The sequence below is a fragment of the Pseudoalteromonas sp. H105 genome (assembly GCF_001469215.1).
GTDB lineage: Bacteria > Pseudomonadota > Gammaproteobacteria > Enterobacterales > Alteromonadaceae > Pseudoalteromonas.
In genome coordinates, this window is record NZ_LOFH01000001.1 from 402,184 (window position 1) to 418,514 (window position 16,331).

Below are 16,331 nucleotides of genomic sequence, written 5' to 3' on the forward strand. Positions count from 1 at the left end.
GCAGGTTTTTTTATTACGTACACTAATAACCGAATTATTGGTTATCAGAGAAAGCTTTACACGCTTGTGTATCAGTACACTCGCCGTATAAATAAAGAGAATGGTTAGTTAATTTGATACCATTCGCTTCAGAAATTTCAACCTGACGACGCTCAATTAGTTCATCTTCAAATTCAATAACTTTGCCACATTTTAAACACACAAGGTGATCGTGGTGCGTACTACCAGATAATTCAAATACTGATTTTCCACCTTCAAAGTGATGGCGAGAAACAATACCAGCATCATCGAATTGGTTAAGCACGCGATAAACAGTTGCAAGGCCAATTTCTTCGCCTAAATCCAACAGAATTTTGTAAACATCTTCAGCGCTGATGTGTTGGTTATCTGGAGATTGTAAAATCTCTAAAATTTTAATACGCGGTAATGTTACTTTTAAACCGGCTTTTTTTAATTCCAAGTTGTGATCAGTCATTAAATCTGTCTCAATTTTTTATTGGTTACTCTGGTACACCTCTAAAAGGTGTGCACGACACATTAGCAATAACTAGAATAACGTGCAAAACGATCAAGTGCAAAGGTCTATTTAAATAAACAGTCTGAAAGCTCAAATGCTAGCCAGCAAAGCGCATTTAAGAAGCCGTTGATTAATCAGCGAGTTCACTTAAACACATTTCATCAAAGACTTGAGCACACCATGCTTTTACACGTTGTTCAGTTAGCTCAGGTTGACGGTCTTCATCAATGCCTAAACCAACAAAATGCTTGTCATCAGCCATGCCTTTAGATGCTTCAAAATCATACCCTTCGGTTGACCAATGACCAACAATAATAGCGCCACGTTCTGTGACGATGTCATTAATCATACCCATCGCATCTAAAAAGTACTCAGCGTAGTCTTCTTGGTCGCCACAGCCAAAAATGGCAACAAGCTTACCGTCAAAATCAACCTCTTCAAGCTCTGGGAAGAAGTCATCCCAGTCACATTGCGCTTCACCGTAGTACCAAGTAGGGATACCAAATAAGATTAAATCAAATTCTGCAATCTCTTCTTTAGAGCTTTTAGCAATATCATGAACAGCCACGAGCTTTTTACCCAATTCTTTTTGGATCATTTTAGCTACGTGTTCTGTGTTACCTGTATCGCTTCCGAAAAAAATACCTACACTTGCCATGAACTTAAAACCTTCTATCTATCAATAGCCAATCTTTCTTGTAAAATTGTTTCAATCAGTGCACTGCGGCTAATATTTTGTGCATCGGCCATATCGCTTAACGCTTGATATAGCTGCGATGAAACTTTAAATTCAACACGTTTCAACCCACGTGCTTTATCTCTCTTTATTTGATTACGTTTATTAACCTTCAACTGAATGTCTCGTGGAAGAGGATTCGTCTTAGGACGGCCTGGCCGTTTTTCGTATTCAAATAGATCGAGCGTTGTTCTGTCTGTTTCAGATTTAGCCATGGTAGATTATCCTACGCCCGCACCTTGCCAAAAAACTTGAATAAGTCCTTTTGCAATAAATCCAGAACAGCCTAAAAAAAGTACAAGCCATACAATGTAACGACCATATTTAGGTACACTGCCACGTTTAAGTACGTCTTGAATAGCCATACCGATAAAAAAGAACACACCGGCTAAGCCAAAATACAACCCAAGGGTATCAAATTCGTTAATTAACTGACTGACCATCAACGTATAACCTTTAAATTAAACGGCGCGTACTATAGCACACAAAATCATTTTAATTTAGTGTGCTTTTACAAAAACACACGATTAAATTTCGGCCTTATTTGCAAGCAAAAAATCAAGAATTGATCTATTTACCGCTTGAGGCTTTTGAGCATGTAACCAGTGACCAGCACCATGAATTATTTTTGCTTTGGCGTTAACAAACCGAGACATGATGATATCTCTATACGCTGGCAAAATATAATCTGATTCATGTCCTTTAATAAATAAAGTATCGCATAAACAAGAATCATTTGCTTTAATGTCAGCTAAAATATTTTCATATTTATCGTGCAGTGTGGCTAGGTTAAATCGCCATTGAAAATCACCATGCTCATTTTTAGCTAAACTTTTTAACAAAAATTGTCTAACACCGGCTTCATCTATATCTCCCTGCATCAGGGAATCTGCGTGTTTCCGATCGGTTATACTTTGACTATCTACATTATTTAGCGCATTGAAAATGCGAGTGTGTCTGGGTTTATATGTTACAGGGGCAATATCAAGTACGACTAAGCGATCAACTCTATTTTCAAATGAGAGAGCCAGTTGCATAGCGACTTTCCCTCCCATAGAGTGGCCAACAATGTGGGCTCGTTCGATGCTTAAGCTATCCATTAAATCAATAACATCTTGGGCCATACTAGCGTAATCCATGGTTGTTGAGTGAGGAGAACGTCCGTGGTTACGTAAATCTATGTTGGTTACTAAAAAATGATCACTCAATGCGTTGGCAATGACATTGAGGTTTTCAAGTGAGCCAAACAAACCATGAATAAGAATAACAGGCGTACCTTGGCCTGTTTGTTTATAATTAAGTCGCATTTAGGTCTCCAGTAAAAGTATGCTTAGTTTGCCTAGTGAAATAACAAATTGCAAAGCATAGAGAATTAGATTTTGTTTGGGTATAATCAAATTGATAAAGAAATAATATGCCCCGTAATGACAGGAATCACATGAAAAAAATTGACATAGACGACGAGCTGTATCAATACATTGCGAGCAACACGCAAAGTATTGGCGAAAGTGCATCAACTATTTTGCGTCGTTTATTAAACCTCAGCGGCGATATTGAACAAACAGCGTCAGATAATCAGATACCGAGTAATGTAAAAGAAGAGCAGGTTGTGTCTGAGCAACTTAACGAAGATACGAACGCTGTTCTAAAAATAGAGCAGAGTGAAGTGTCGTCGGTCACAAAAATGAAGCAAAAAAAAGCTAGTGTCTTTAATGTATTGAACAAAGAAGAGCTTGCCATGCAAAAAGGGGTAGTAGGGCGATTTTTATTTATACTCTCAGCACTACACCGCACCCATAAAGATGGTTTTTCTTCTGTACTTGATATACAAGGCCGTGACCGGGTTTATTTTGCGACGAGTAAAGAAGATCTTGTTAACAGTGGTAGCAGTATGAACCCAAAAAATATCACAGATAGTGAATATTGGGTGATGACAAATTCAAATACAACACGCAAAAAAATGATGTTACATGAGGTGGCGCTGGGTCTTGGTTACAGTGCCGAACAAGCAGAAAAAATTAGAGACTACTTATAAATATAAGGAAATGTAATGGCGATTCACCCAGGTGCAGGTAAACCTGCAACGCAATCAGATTTAGTTAATGTACCAAAACTAGTGTCAGCTTATTATTTAAATGAGCCTGATTTAGAACAGAACCCTGAGCAATGCGTTGCCTTTGGCACATCTGGCCATCGAGGGTGCTCATATGATGTTAAATTCAACGAATCACACATACTCGCCATTACTCAAGCAATTTGCGACTATCGTAAGCAAAACAACATATTTGGCCCGCTTTTTCTGGGTAAAGACACGCACGCACTGAGTGAAGCTGCTTATAACTCGGCAATAGAAGTACTTGTTGCGAATGAAGTTCAAGTGATAACCCAGCAAAACGATGATTTCACACCAACACCTGTGATCAGCCATGCTGTTGTTTGTCATAATAAAGCAAACCCACATGAACTTGCCGATGGTATTGTGGTAACGCCTTCGCACAATCCGCCTGAAGACGGTGGTTTTAAATACAACCCACCGAATGGCGGCCCAGCTGATACCGATGTAACAAAATGGGTTGAAGACCGTGCAAACCAACTATTACTTGAAGATTTAGTTGAGGTAGAGTTGTTCCCGTTTGCAAAAGCATCCCGTTCAGGTTTTATCAAATATCAAGATTTAATGACACCTTACATTGATGACTTAATCAATGTGGTTGATGTTGAAGCTATTGCTAAGGCAAAAATTAAAGTGGGAATCGACCCGTTAGGTGGTTCAGGTATTAATTTTTGGCCAATCATTGCTGAAAAGTTTAATTTAGACCTTACGGTCGTAAATGAAAGTGTTGATCCACGTTTCGGTTTTATGCCTCTAGATAAAGACGGTAAAATCCGTATGGATTGTTCATCTCCTTACGCAATGACAAATTTAATCGCATTAAAAGATGATTTTGACATTGGTATTGGTAATGATCCAGATTATGACCGCCATGGTATCGTCACACCTGATGGACTAATGAATCCAAATCACTTTTTAGCAGTGGCTATAGATTACTTACTTAATCACCGTGATTGGTCAAATGATGTTGTAATAGGAAAGACTCTGGTTTCTAGTGCGATGATTGACCGAGTTGTTTCTCGCAATAAGCATGAAGTTAAAGAAGTGCCTGTTGGGTTTAAATGGTTTGTAGAAGGACTTAATGAAGGCTCGTTGGCATTTGGTGGTGAAGAAAGTGCAGGCGCTTCGTTCCTTCGTTTTGACGGTACAGTTTGGAATACCGATAAAGATGGTTTTATCATGGGGTTACTTGCTGCAGAAATTCTAGCAGTAACGGGAAAAACACCGTCAACACTTTATAAAGAACTTGAACAAGAATTTGGTGCGCCATTGTATAAGCGTATTGATGCACCGGCTACTTCACAACAAAAGCAACGCCTTAAAGGGTTAAGTGCGCAGGATGTCAGCGCTGATACGCTAGCAGGCGAGCCAATTTTACAGAAGTTAACCCATGCGCCAGGTAATAATGCAGCTATTGGTGGGTTAAAAGTCGTTACAGAAAATGGTTGGTTTGCTGCGCGTCCATCAGGTACTGAAGATATTTATAAAATTTATTTGGAATCTTTTAAAGGCGAAGAGCATTTGGCTTTACTAGAAAAAGAAGCCAAAAAGTTAGTTGATTCAGTAATCAGCTAACGTAAAGAATTGTTGTATATACCCAAACCACCTCAAGATGCAGAATTCAGCGTTTACAGGGGCTTAATATCAAGGCGTTACTTTGCAAGAATGGCAATCCCTTTTAACAAGTAACACCGATGAGAGTAAGTGCCTGTGAAACGCCCAGCGGGTTAGTTTAAAAGCGGTTTATACTGCGTTATTGATTTTAACAATAGAACCACTATTATTTGCAATCAATGCCTTGCCTAAATCGCTTTTAATTCCAACTGAAACAAGCATCTTGAGATGGCTTGGGTATAGGCGGCTGACTCGATCAGCCGTTTTTGTATTTACTCCACACAAAAGGCGATGAACATGTCAGCCACATCAGATTATATAGAAGAATTAAAAACCTCTGGGGATTTCCTTACATTAAGCCGCGAAAATGAATGGCACTTGGATGCAGGTGAATTCTCTTTAAAAAACGGTACCAAAGTAAGCATTCATGATACTGGGGTTATTGAGTTTCAACCCTCAGGTTCAAGTACCAAAGATATAGTACTCTCTAGTGCTGTCCACGGAAACGAAACTGCACCAATCGAAATATGTGATGAATTAATTAAACTTATCATTAGTGAAGAGTTAGTTTTAGCGCAAAGAGTCTTATTTATATACGGTAACCCTCAGTCAATTAATATTGGTAAGCGGTTTGTTGAAGAGAATTTAAATCGTCTCTTTAATGGCCATCATACAACTGACGATACACCAATGAATAACGAACGTATTCGCGCAGCAAAGCTTGAGCAATATGTGAGTGATTTTTTTGCTAGAGGTGGTGAAGGGCGTTCGCGTTGCCATTACGATTTGCACACTGCAATTCGAGGTTCAAAAAATGATAAATTTGCAGTTTATCCTTACCTTCATGGTAAACCGTGGAAAAAGTCACAGCTGCAATTTCTATTAAGTTGTGGTGTGAATACGGTATTAATGATGAAGTCAGCGGCAACGACATTTAGCTATTATTCGTCGTACGTTCATGGCGCAGATTCATTCACTGTTGAACTTGGTCAAGTAAAGCCATTTGGTCAAAATGACATGAGTCGATTTTTACAAACTAAGCAAACGTTAACTGCATTAATTAGTCAAGAAAGTGTTAAATATAAGGATTTTGATGCAAATGACTTTGAGCTGTTTTCAGTTCATCGTTCTATTAATCGTACAGAAGAGGCATTTTCGTTTCCATTTTCTGACGATGCAGTTAATTTTACTGGCTTTGCTAAAGGCGAATTACTCGCAACTGATGGTCAGACCTGTTATTGCGCCGACGTAGATGGAGAAGCAATCATCTTTCCTAACGCCGATGTAGCTCTTGGACAACGAGCGCTGTTAACAGTTGTACCCCTTGAAATTAATAAGAATTTCATTTAAATACACCACTGTATTTGTAGTTAACTATATGATTTAGAATAACAGTTTATATTGTATAGTTAACTTTCCAGTCTTTATCTCGCCATTTACTCCGCATTTGTCTATGATTAGTTGAATAACACTTTACGTTAACGTAAAGTGATGGCAGCTTTAATTTAATTACAGTGCAGTTTTTGCAAACTTTAACCTAGCAAAAAACATCAATAATAATAACTAACCTTTAATGGTTAACCTAATTGGCACTGTAAATTCGACAACAAAAGAAGGTAGGTTATGAGCAACCCAAATAACGTATCGCAGAATATTAGTCATGAACTAGCTTTTATAGATGGTCATGCTTTAAATATTCCAACCTTGAGCATTTTAAACGAGGACGGCGATATTCTTAGCGGTGCAACAGCACCAGATATCACGAAAGAAACTGCTATTCGCTTATACGAAACGATGCGCTTTATTCGTGCATTAGATGAACGAATGCAAGCTGCACAGCGTCAAGGCCGCGTGAGTTTTTATATGCAATGCTTAGGCGAAGAGGCCGCTGTTACTGCATCAGCCGCTGCGCTTGATCAAGATGACATGATTATGGCTCAATACCGTGAACAAGCAGCCTTACATTACCGTGGTTTTACCCTTGACCAATTTATGAATCAGATGTTTTCTAATGAACTTGATTTAGGTAAAGGTCGTCAGATGCCAATACATTATGGCAGTGCAGACCTTAACTACATGACTATATCTTCACCATTAGGGACGCAAATACCGCAGGCAACAGGTTACGCATACGGGCAAAAAATAAAACATATTGATGCTAAAACGGGTGAGTTAAGCAGCAAGATAGACAACGTTACTATATGTTATTTTGGTGAAGGAGCTGCATCTGAGGGTGACTTCCATGCAGGCTTAAATATGGCGGCTGTTCATAAGTCTCCTGTTATCTTTTTTGCGCGTAATAACGGTTACGCTATTTCGACACCTGCTGATGAGCAATTTAAAGGTGATGGTATTGCATCGCGTGGTGTCGGTTATGGAATTAAAACAATCCGAGTTGATGGTGCGGATGCATTAGCTGTTTTCGCCGCAACACAAAAAGCACGTGAAATTGCTTCAACAACAGGTGAGCCCGTTTTAATTGAATCCATTGCTTATCGTTTGGGAGCACATTCAACATCGGATGATCCAAGTGGCTACCGTTCAAAAGCAGAAGAAGCAAATTATCAAGCTTGCCCAATAGAACGCTTCCGAAAATGGTTAATCAAAAAAGACTGGCTTAACGATGAAGACGATGTAAAAGCGAAAGAGCAAATTCGTGAAGATATCCTAGCTGCATTGAAGCGAGCTGAAGTGGTTGAAAAACCAGCCTTAGAAGAATTAATCTCAGATGTTTACGATACGCCAATCCCGTCATTGCAACGTCAATATGAGCAGCTTAAATCACATATCAAACAGCATCCAGACGCATACCCAGTTACTGCAGGGAGAATTAAGTAATGGCTAAAATGAATATGTTACATGCAATTAATTCAGCCCTTGATATTACGATGGCAGAACACCCTCAAGCCTGTATTTTTGGTGAAGATGTGGGTTATTTTGGTGGCGTTTTTCGTGCGACATCGGGTTTACAAGAAAAGTATGGCCAACATCGTGTTTTTAATACGCCATTAACTGAGCAGGGTATATTGGGTTTTGCTAATGGCCTTGCGGCGTTCGGTGCGCCAGCACTAGCTGAAATACAGTTTGCGGATTATATTTTCCCTGCATTTGACCAAATAGTGAATGAATCGGCAAAATTCCGTTACCGCAGTGGTAATGAGTTTAATGTTGGTAATTTAACCATTCGTACACCTTACGGCGGTGGTATTGCAGGTGGGTTGTATCATTCGCAATCTCCAGAAGCATACTTTGCACATACCCCAGGGTTAAAAATTGTGGTACCACGTAATCCATACCAAGCAAAAGGTCTATTACGTGCATCAATTAAAGACGATAACCCGGTTATATTCTTTGAGCCTAAACGTTTATACCGTGCATCTACTGGTGAAGTGCCAGAAGAAGATTACAGCATAGAACTAGGTAAAGCTGAAGTTGTTGAGCAAGGAAGTGATGTAACATTACTTGCTTGGGGCGCACAAATGGAAATTATTGAAGATGCAGCTAAGCAAGCAGCTGAGCAAGGTATCAGCTGTGAAGTGATAGATTTACGCAGCATACTGCCTTGGGATCTTGACACCATTGCCAAGTCAGTTACGAAAACAGGGCGATTAGTAATAAGCCATGAGGCACCTATCACGAACGGCTTTGGTAGTGAGATCGCTGCAACTATTCAACAAGAATGTTTTTTACATTTAGAGTCTCCAATCTTACGTGTATGTGGACTTGATACACCTTACCCGCTGGCACTTGAGAAAGAATATGTGCCTGATGCATTAAAAGTACTTGCTGCCATTAAGCAATCGGTTGAATTTTAGGAGTTATCATGGCTAAAGATTTTATTTTACCGGATATTGGTGAAGGCATTGTTGAATGTGAAGTTGTTGAGTGGCTCGTATCTGAAGGTGACACTGTTGCTGAAGATCAACCTATTTGCGATGTAATGACAGATAAAGCATTAGTACAAATACCTGCTGTTCATGATGGTGTAATTTCGAAATTATATTATCAAAAAGGTGATATTGCTGCTGTTCATGCACCGTTATTTGCAATGGAAGTTGCAGGCGAAGAAACTCAGACTCAAGAGATTGAAAAACCAAGCGAGAACACAGAAAACAATAGCTCTGTTGAGCAACTCGAAGATTTTATCTTACCCGATATTGGTGAGGGAATTGTTGAATGTGAAATCGTTGAATGGTTAGTGGCAGAAGGCGAACAGATTGAAGAAGACCAAGCTGTTTGTGATGTGATGACGGATAAAGCCTTGGTGCAAATACCAGCAAAGCACACTGGCACCGTTCATAAACTTTATTACGCAAAAGGCGAAGTAGCGCAAGTTCACAGCCCTTTGTTTAAAATGAGCATCGCGGGAACTCAGCAAGTCAATGTTGATGTTAACGAAGCCGTTGTAAAAGCACAGACCAATGCAGTAGAACCAAAAGCGATGATTGCAAAGGATCAGAGCGCTAAAGTGGTGAATAAAAAAGCAGTGGCATCTCCTGCGGTTCGTCGTAAAGCGCGTGAGATGGATGTTGACCTGACATGTGTACCAGGAAGCGGCAAGAATGGACGAATTTATAAAGAAGATATTGAACAATTTGTCAATGGCCAAGTACCCAATACCATTGATACATCGCCGCTTAAAGCAGAGGCAAGCGAACAAAATAGTAATACACCGTCACTAGGTGGCACCCGTGTTGAGTCAATAAAAGGCATTAAAGCTGCCATGGCTAAGCAAATGGTTGCTTCTGTGAGCACTATCCCTCATTTTACTTTTTGCGATGAAATAGATCTGACAGAATTAATTGCACTACGTAGTTCTTTAAAAGAGCAATATAAGCAGCAAGGTGTAAAGCTTACAATGATGCCGTTTTTCATTAAAGCACTATCACTTGCACTTAAAGAGTTCCCAGTACTCAATACTAAGGTGAATGACGAGTGCACTGAACTTACCTATTTTGATGATCATAATATTGGTATGGCGGTTGATTCTAAGATTGGTCTTTTAGTGCCTAATATTAAGCAGTGTCAATCTAAAAGCATTGTGGATGTGGCCAATGCGGTAACGCGTTTAACAGAGGCAGCAAGAGAAGGGCGCGTTAGTCCAGACGACTTAAAAGGCGGTACAATTAGTATCTCCAATATAGGTGCTATTGGCGGTACTATCGCTACGCCTATTATTAATAAGCCAGAGGTGGCAATTGTTGCGCTGGGCAAATTGCAGCATTTACCTCGGTTTGACTCAAAAGGAAACGTGGTTAGTAAAGCGATTATGCAGGTCAGTTGGTCAGGTGATCACCGAGTTATCGATGGCGGCACCATTGCTCGCTTCAATAACTTGTGGAAATCCTATCTTGAAGAGCCAGCCAAAATGATGATGGCTATGAGCTAGCATTATTAAAGAAACCAGCTAAGGCTGGTTTTTTTATGTCTTAATTATAACGCTTATATAACATTGCGTTTTAGCGAATAATTTGGAGGCTTATCTCAAAAAGGTTTTAACATTATGTTAGCTATCGTACTGTGTTAATACCTAATAAGAAAAGAGCATCAACCATGTTTACTACAGGTAATAATAAAATTAAGCGTATAAATTCAGCACTTTTGTTAAGTGGCTTGTTTCTGGCATGTCAGGCTTTTGCTGCACACCCTTCTTACCAAGATCAGCAAAAACTACATGATATTGCTCAAGCTGTATCAGCCTCACGAATAGAAAGTGATATTCAAACACTTGTCGACTTTGGTACCCGTCATACATTGTCTGAAACACAATCCAATACACGGGGTATTGGTGCTGCGAGGCGCTGGATAAAAGCTGAGTTTGAGGCAATATCTAAACAATGTGGTGGCTGCTTAGAAGTCATTGAAGTGAAAGATACTATTTCTGGTGAAAAGCGTATTCCTAATCCTGTTGAAGTGGTAAATATTATTGCTATTCAGCGAGGCGTGGATGAGCCAAATCGTATGGTGATGATGTCGGGCGATATTGATTCACGAGTAAGTGATGTAATGGATTTTACTAGTGATTCTCCAGGGGCTAACGATAATGCATCGGGTGTTGCAGGTGTTATAGAGTCTGCTCGTGTGTTATCAAACTATAAATTTAATGGCTCTATAGTGTATGCGGCGCTTTCAGGTGAGGAGCAAGGTTTGTTTGGTGGTAAAATACTAGCAAAACATGCCCAGCAACAAGGTTGGCAAGTCCATGGTGTGTTGAACAATGACATGATTGGAAACATTACTGGTATCAACGGTGTTACAGACAACACTACTGCACGTATTTTTTCTGAGGGTACGCGAGTAATTGAAACGAAAGAACAAGCGCATAAACGTCGGTTTACGGGAGGCGAAGTTGACTCTGCTAGTCGTAATCTTGCTCGTTACATAGACACGATGGCAGATCGATACATTCCTAATTTAGATACAATGTTAGTATATCGACTTGACCGATTTGCACGTGGTGGGCACCATCGCCCTTTTAATGATATGGGTTATGCCGCAGTTCGAGTGATGGAAACCAACGAAAATTACAATCACCAACACCAAGATTTGCGTACTGAAAATGGCATTGTGTATGGCGACACCATTGATGGAGTTGATTTTGACTATGCAGCTAAATTAACATCGTTAAATGCTGTGAGTCTTGCTGCGATGGCATGGGCACCATCACCACCAAAAGGTGTTGAAATTTCTGGGGCTGTGAAACCTAGTACACATTTAAAATGGCAAAAAAACACAGATAACACCACGGTGGGGTATCGTATTTATTGGCGTTATACCAGTGAGCCACAATGGCAATATAGTCGCAATGTAGGCAATGTAAGTGAGGCTACATTGAAAAATGTGGTTATTGATAACTACTATTTTGGTGTTTCTGCCATCAATGAAAACGGAATTGAATCTCCGGTTGTATTTCCAGGTGATGTTGGGGCATTTGAACAATGACCCAGTAATCACTAGTTATGATGGTATAGGTTCATGAATTGCGCCTATATCATCCGCTATGTGCTCATGATACTTAACATTCCTCCCTAAATTACTCACATAAATATTTTCAAGCGCTAAGCGATAGAGCATATTAATTTTCGTCCTTGTTTACATTCGAATATTTTCTATTATTAGTCTAAAATTAAGTCAGTTTTTATTCTAAGTATTAAATATGCAACTTAAGACACGATTAACAACAATATTGTTACTTAGTTCACTTTTACCCTTAATAATCGTGTTCTTTTTAGTCATAACAAATGGCAGTGAACAAGCTAAGCGCTTAAGTGTCGTTGCTGCGCAGGCTAAAGTTGCAAATGCTGCGGGGGTTTTTGATCGTTACTTTATAGAAAGAAAAACTGAAATTGCGATGCTTGCGAAAGATCCCCGAATTCAGTCAATGCAGTTTAGCCAAATACGGGATTTCCTTCTGACAGAAAAAAAGCGTAAGACTGGTGATTATGAAAAATTTATTTTAGGCGAGCTTGATGGCAGCTTTTACAATACAGAGGGGGGAAATACATCACAAGATTTAAAGCGCACATTTAATGATAATGTGGCAGATTCAAAACCACGGTCAATTAAAAAGCGTGATTACTGGAAAGTAGCAGTCGGAAATAACAGCACAAACGACCAAATCGTGTATGTCTCAGAGCCAATGATTTCCTATACCACAGGTGTGAGGCAGATTGTTATTAGTGCGAGTGTTTTGAACAACAATAAAGTTGTTGGCTTAATTGGTGGAAGTATCGGTTGGGATGAGGTTGAACGATTAATCAAATCAATCGAATCCACAGTAGTGAGCTCATTTGATGACAATTTACGTTTTATGATTGTATCCAATAGCGGAATTTATATGTACCACTGGGATGCTGAAAAGATTATTCAGCTTCTTAAAGAAAATGATAAATGGGTGAAAAATAGTATTGGTGAGAAAGTCACTGTTAAATTAAGAGTTACTGAAGAGGCTCAGGCAGAACTTAAACAAGTCGGTGTGCGTATGGTTGCAGGCCACGCTGGTTTCGTAGAACTGCTTAATGAAGAAACAAATGAGCTAGAACATATCTTTTTTTCACCAATTAAATCGACTGGCTACAGCATTGCGATGGTGATACCTAACCATTTGATTTTTGAAAAAATAAATGAATTAAAAAATATCTTGTGGATAATATGTACGGTTGTTTTTGTAGTTACATTGTTTCTAGCGCTTAGGCTTTCTGCCTATATTTATGCACCCATCTTTAATTTAACTCAAGCGTCTCATGCATTATCAAATGGTGACTTTACTGCAAAAGTTATGTCTCAAGGGCATGACGAGTTAGGCGAATTATCAAAAGCATTTATTTTAATGCGAGATGAGTTATCGTTGAGAGAGAGCCAGTTAGAAAAAAGAGTCGTGGAACGTACAAAAGCTTTTGAAGAGGCTACAGAGCAAGCGAATGCAGCACTTGCAACAAAAAGCCGATTCTTAGCAAATATGAGTCATGAAATTAGAACCCCTCTCAATGGTGTGATAGGAACACTTCAATTGTTACAAACGTCAGCTAAATTAGACGTTGATGAGGCAAAGTTAGTCAATGTTGGTGCTACTTCTGCTACGCATTTGTTATCTGTTATTAATGACATATTAGATATATCGAAAATAGAGCAAGGTGAGCTCAAATTAAATTATGATACCTTTTCCTTAGCGGTATTAAAAAACGAAGTACTGGCAATTGTTCATCCACTTGTCTCTAACAAAGACAGTTACGTTAAATGGATTAATGACTGTGATCCAGTCAATATACACACCGATAAAACTCGTTTAATACAGGTCCTCGTGAACCTTGTTGGCAATAGCATTAAGTTTTCCACTAAAGGTGAGATATCGGTGAAAGTATATTATCAAGAGTGTGAAACAGATTTTAAATTGTATTTTGTAGTAAGTGATCAAGGGATAGGTATTAATGAGCAAAAAATACATGATATTTTTAAACCGTTTAAACAATTAGATGAAAGTACGACCCGGATCTATGGCGGCACTGGTCTGGGTTTAAGTTTGTGCAAGGAGTTGGTGGAAATGATGGGCGGTGAAATCGCGCTAAGTTCTGTTGAAGGTGAAGGGACACAGGTTGAATTCTTTATCAATGCAGGTATGGCTTGCCCAACTAAAACGCAGGCTACCAGTATTCCACAGCGCATAAGCAAATTAGAGGGGGTTGTTTTAGTGGTTGAGGATAACCCGATTAATCAGCTTGTATTAAAATCCATGCTCAAAAAGCTTAATCTAGATGTTGTTATCGCCGCTGATGGTGTAATTGCCCTTGAGATACTTGAGAATAATTCGTTCGATATTGTCTTAATGGATATGCATATGCCTAATTTAGATGGTCTAAGTACAACCAAAATAATACGTGAACGTGCCCATTGGAAGAAACTGCCTATTATCGCTATTACTGCAAATGTGATGGAAGACGATGTCAATGCGTGTTTTAAAGCGGGAATGGATGATTATTTAAGTAAACCAATAGAGTTTGAATTATTGGAGCAAGTTTTGACTCGCTGGCTTAAAGTTTAATCAACATACATTAATATTTTACTTAACCACACTTCAATATCTGTTTTGCGGAAGGTCGCTTATTATCTTAATTTAATATTATTAACAACGTTTGAGTCACCTGATTAGATTCTGTTTGTAGTTTTATTATATTGATTAGAAACTAAAAACGCGAGGGTAAACATAATTAATGCAGTTCACTCACTCGCGTTACATAATTTAAAAGGCTAACTGTATTTATTTACGCTTCATCGTGGCGGTATGTTTTACGCATTATGTAAACATAAGCATTGATAAATGCGGTTTCTTGGTATTTCTTTAGCCCAGTTTCTTCAAAATCAATTGGGACAGGGTTTCTTTTCAACTGTTCTTTTATGGTTGTTGGACTCAAAACTTGCACATCTAGGTTTTCAATCAATTGGATAGCTGTTTCCATTTTGAAGCCTTTCGCACTACCTGCAAATTTTCCTTTTGGCTGGCGTTCGCGAATAGCAACAGAATCAATTTGGTAATCTTGCATTAATTTTGCAAAATCAAATTGAAATTTACGCATCACTTCGGTGTCATTACCGTTTGCTAACGTAAAGCGGGTTTGACGGACATCACGAATATCAAATACATCGTTATCTTTACTTAAAATACACAACAGTACGTCACTGCCTGTTATTTCTACGCCGCATGTTCTCATTATTACTCTCTAAAAATCTAATTTTCGTTATTATATCAATTTACTTTATTAAAAGCAGTGTCTATTAAAACCCGATTTCAATCCCAACGCCACCATGATCACTGTAACAAATATCTTCATCATGCTGCTGAGGGTTAAGATGAGCATTAAAGCTTAAATAGTCTAGGGATTTAATTCTGCCAAGCGCGCACAGGGAATTAAAATGACCAGAGACTAAAATGTAATCTAAAACATTTCCATGGCCATTATAGTAGTGGCTAAAAGGTTTTTTTGTGCCGGCTTTATATTGATTGCTCAAAGAAAATGCATCACTTAGGCCAACAATTGGTTGTGCAAACTCTTTACAAGGTTCACATCGAGTTGGATGAAAACCTTGTGTCATAAAAGCAAGTGCTGGACTATCAATATTATCATTGAAGTCACCAAGCACCATGGTTGCACAGTTATGCTCTCGCTGTGTTTTTAAAGCATCATAATAAACGATCGATGCTTCTAAAGAACGAGAAATTTGGGATTGCATCATGCCTACTGTTTGTTGAAGTAAATTAAGTAGAGGGTCTTCTTGATTGTGTATGTTAAGCATATGTGACATTGAATGTACACGTTGAGATTTGAAGTGGACGATATAGCAATACACAGTGCCTAAATGCGCCAGTTCAATCCGACACTTTATAGGTGTGCGATTAAATTTAAACTCATTTTGATTATTAAGATACTCTAATAATTCTGGGCATGGGCTGAGTGCTTGGGAGTCATGAATAGGTATTTTTGATGCAATCGCTACAACGGGGTTAAATAAAACTTGAGGGTAAAGGTTATCACTTTTTGGTGTCGAAACAGTTTCAAAATAGTCATACCCTTGCTCTTTGCACAACGTTTGCAAAGATTGAATACTAAATACCTCTTGAAAGGCCACAATATCAGCTTTACTTTCGATTAAAAAGTCTTCAATAAATGTTTGTTTTTGTCGCCATTGAGTGGCGTTATAGCGCTCATGGAGCTGATAAAAAGAAAAGGGTGGAGCTGCATAATTAAGTAAGTTTAGGCTGGCGAATCTGATTGATTTACTCACGGACATAATTGTTTCTCGCAGCTAAAAGTATCTTAAGTATGAAATGAAGAGCTAATTTGTCAATTTGTCGCTGT

15 protein-coding genes are annotated in these 16,331 nt (G+C 38.8%); 8 read left to right on the forward strand and 7 right to left on the reverse strand.

The genetic code is table 11. From position 1 onward, the window contains the following. Window positions 1-34: 34 nt before the first annotated feature. The 5 genes from fur to ATS75_RS01780 form a co-directional block, all read right to left on the reverse strand. Window positions 35-475: a ferric iron uptake transcriptional regulator gene (gene fur, locus ATS75_RS01760; RefSeq protein WP_058558701.1), complete on the reverse strand. Its 441-nt coding sequence runs from the start codon at window positions 473-475 to the stop codon at window positions 35-37. Window positions 476-647: 172 nt separating this feature from the next. Continuing rightward, entirely contained in the window at window positions 648-1,175 is a 528-nt protein-coding gene (fldA, locus tag ATS75_RS01765; RefSeq protein WP_058558702.1) for a flavodoxin FldA, read from the reverse strand. A gap of 14 nt (window positions 1,176-1,189) precedes the next feature. Beyond that, window positions 1,190-1,468, reverse strand: coding sequence for a LexA regulated protein (gene ybfE, locus ATS75_RS01770; protein WP_058558703.1), 279 nt, complete (start codon window positions 1,466-1,468; stop codon window positions 1,190-1,192). Window positions 1,469-1,474: 6 nt separating this feature from the next. Continuing rightward, window positions 1,475-1,696, reverse strand: coding sequence for a DUF2788 domain-containing protein (locus tag ATS75_RS01775; RefSeq protein WP_058558704.1), 222 nt, complete (start codon window positions 1,694-1,696; stop codon window positions 1,475-1,477). Between the two features lie 84 nt (window positions 1,697-1,780). Further along, window positions 1,781-2,560, reverse strand: a complete 780-nt coding sequence (locus tag ATS75_RS01780) for an alpha/beta fold hydrolase (RefSeq protein WP_058558705.1) — start codon at window positions 2,558-2,560, stop codon at window positions 1,781-1,783. Between the two features lie 131 nt (window positions 2,561-2,691). On the opposite strand from ATS75_RS01780, the gene seqA reads away from it, so the two are divergent. The 8 genes from seqA to ATS75_RS01820 all read left to right on the forward strand — a co-directional run bounded on the left by seqA (window position 2,692) and on the right by ATS75_RS01820 (window position 14,518). Beyond that, window positions 2,692-3,288, forward strand: coding sequence for a replication initiation negative regulator SeqA (gene seqA / locus ATS75_RS01785; protein ID WP_058558706.1), 597 nt, complete (start codon window positions 2,692-2,694; stop codon window positions 3,286-3,288). A gap of 15 nt (window positions 3,289-3,303) precedes the next feature. Continuing rightward, window positions 3,304-4,941, forward strand: a complete 1,638-nt coding sequence (gene pgm / locus ATS75_RS01790; RefSeq protein ID WP_058558707.1) for a phosphoglucomutase (alpha-D-glucose-1,6-bisphosphate-dependent) — start codon at window positions 3,304-3,306, stop codon at window positions 4,939-4,941. A gap of 336 nt (window positions 4,942-5,277) precedes the next feature. Then, window positions 5,278-6,330 carry a succinylglutamate desuccinylase gene (gene astE, locus ATS75_RS01795; RefSeq protein WP_058558708.1) on the forward strand — a complete coding sequence of 351 codons (1,053 nt, stop codon included), beginning with the start codon at window positions 5,278-5,280 and terminating at the stop codon, window positions 6,328-6,330. Between the two features lie 273 nt (window positions 6,331-6,603). Further along, window positions 6,604-7,818 carry a thiamine pyrophosphate-dependent dehydrogenase E1 component subunit alpha gene (locus ATS75_RS01800; protein ID WP_058558709.1) on the forward strand — a complete coding sequence of 405 codons (1,215 nt, stop codon included), beginning with the start codon at window positions 6,604-6,606 and terminating at the stop codon, window positions 7,816-7,818. Continuing rightward, window positions 7,818-8,795 (forward strand): alpha-ketoacid dehydrogenase subunit beta, encoded by a 978-nt coding sequence (locus ATS75_RS01805; protein ID WP_058558710.1) that lies wholly within the window; start codon window positions 7,818-7,820, stop codon window positions 8,793-8,795. The genes ATS75_RS01800 and ATS75_RS01805 overlap by 1 nt, the downstream gene beginning before the upstream one ends. An 8-nt stretch (window positions 8,796-8,803) precedes the next feature. Beyond that, on the forward strand, window positions 8,804-10,369 hold the full coding sequence (locus ATS75_RS01810; RefSeq protein ID WP_058558711.1) for a dihydrolipoyllysine-residue acetyltransferase: 1,566 nt from the start codon (window positions 8,804-8,806) through the stop codon (window positions 10,367-10,369). A gap of 164 nt (window positions 10,370-10,533) precedes the next feature. After that, complete coding sequence (locus ATS75_RS01815; RefSeq protein ID WP_058558712.1) at window positions 10,534-11,922, forward strand: M28 family peptidase; 1,389 nt, start codon at window positions 10,534-10,536, stop codon at window positions 11,920-11,922. A 214-nt stretch (window positions 11,923-12,136) separates the two neighbouring features. Continuing rightward, complete coding sequence (locus ATS75_RS01820) at window positions 12,137-14,518, forward strand: response regulator (RefSeq protein WP_058558713.1); 2,382 nt, start codon at window positions 12,137-12,139, stop codon at window positions 14,516-14,518. 220 nt (window positions 14,519-14,738) lie between these two features. Here ATS75_RS01820 and ATS75_RS01825 read toward each other — a convergent pair whose 3' ends face one another. Continuing rightward, on the reverse strand, window positions 14,739-15,185 hold the full coding sequence (locus ATS75_RS01825; protein WP_058558714.1) for a DUF3010 family protein: 447 nt from the start codon (window positions 15,183-15,185) through the stop codon (window positions 14,739-14,741). Between the two features lie 64 nt (window positions 15,186-15,249). Further along, window positions 15,250-16,263 (reverse strand): endonuclease/exonuclease/phosphatase family protein, encoded by a 1,014-nt coding sequence (locus ATS75_RS01830; protein WP_058558715.1) that lies wholly within the window; start codon window positions 16,261-16,263, stop codon window positions 15,250-15,252. Between the last annotated feature and the right edge of the window lie 68 nt (window positions 16,264-16,331).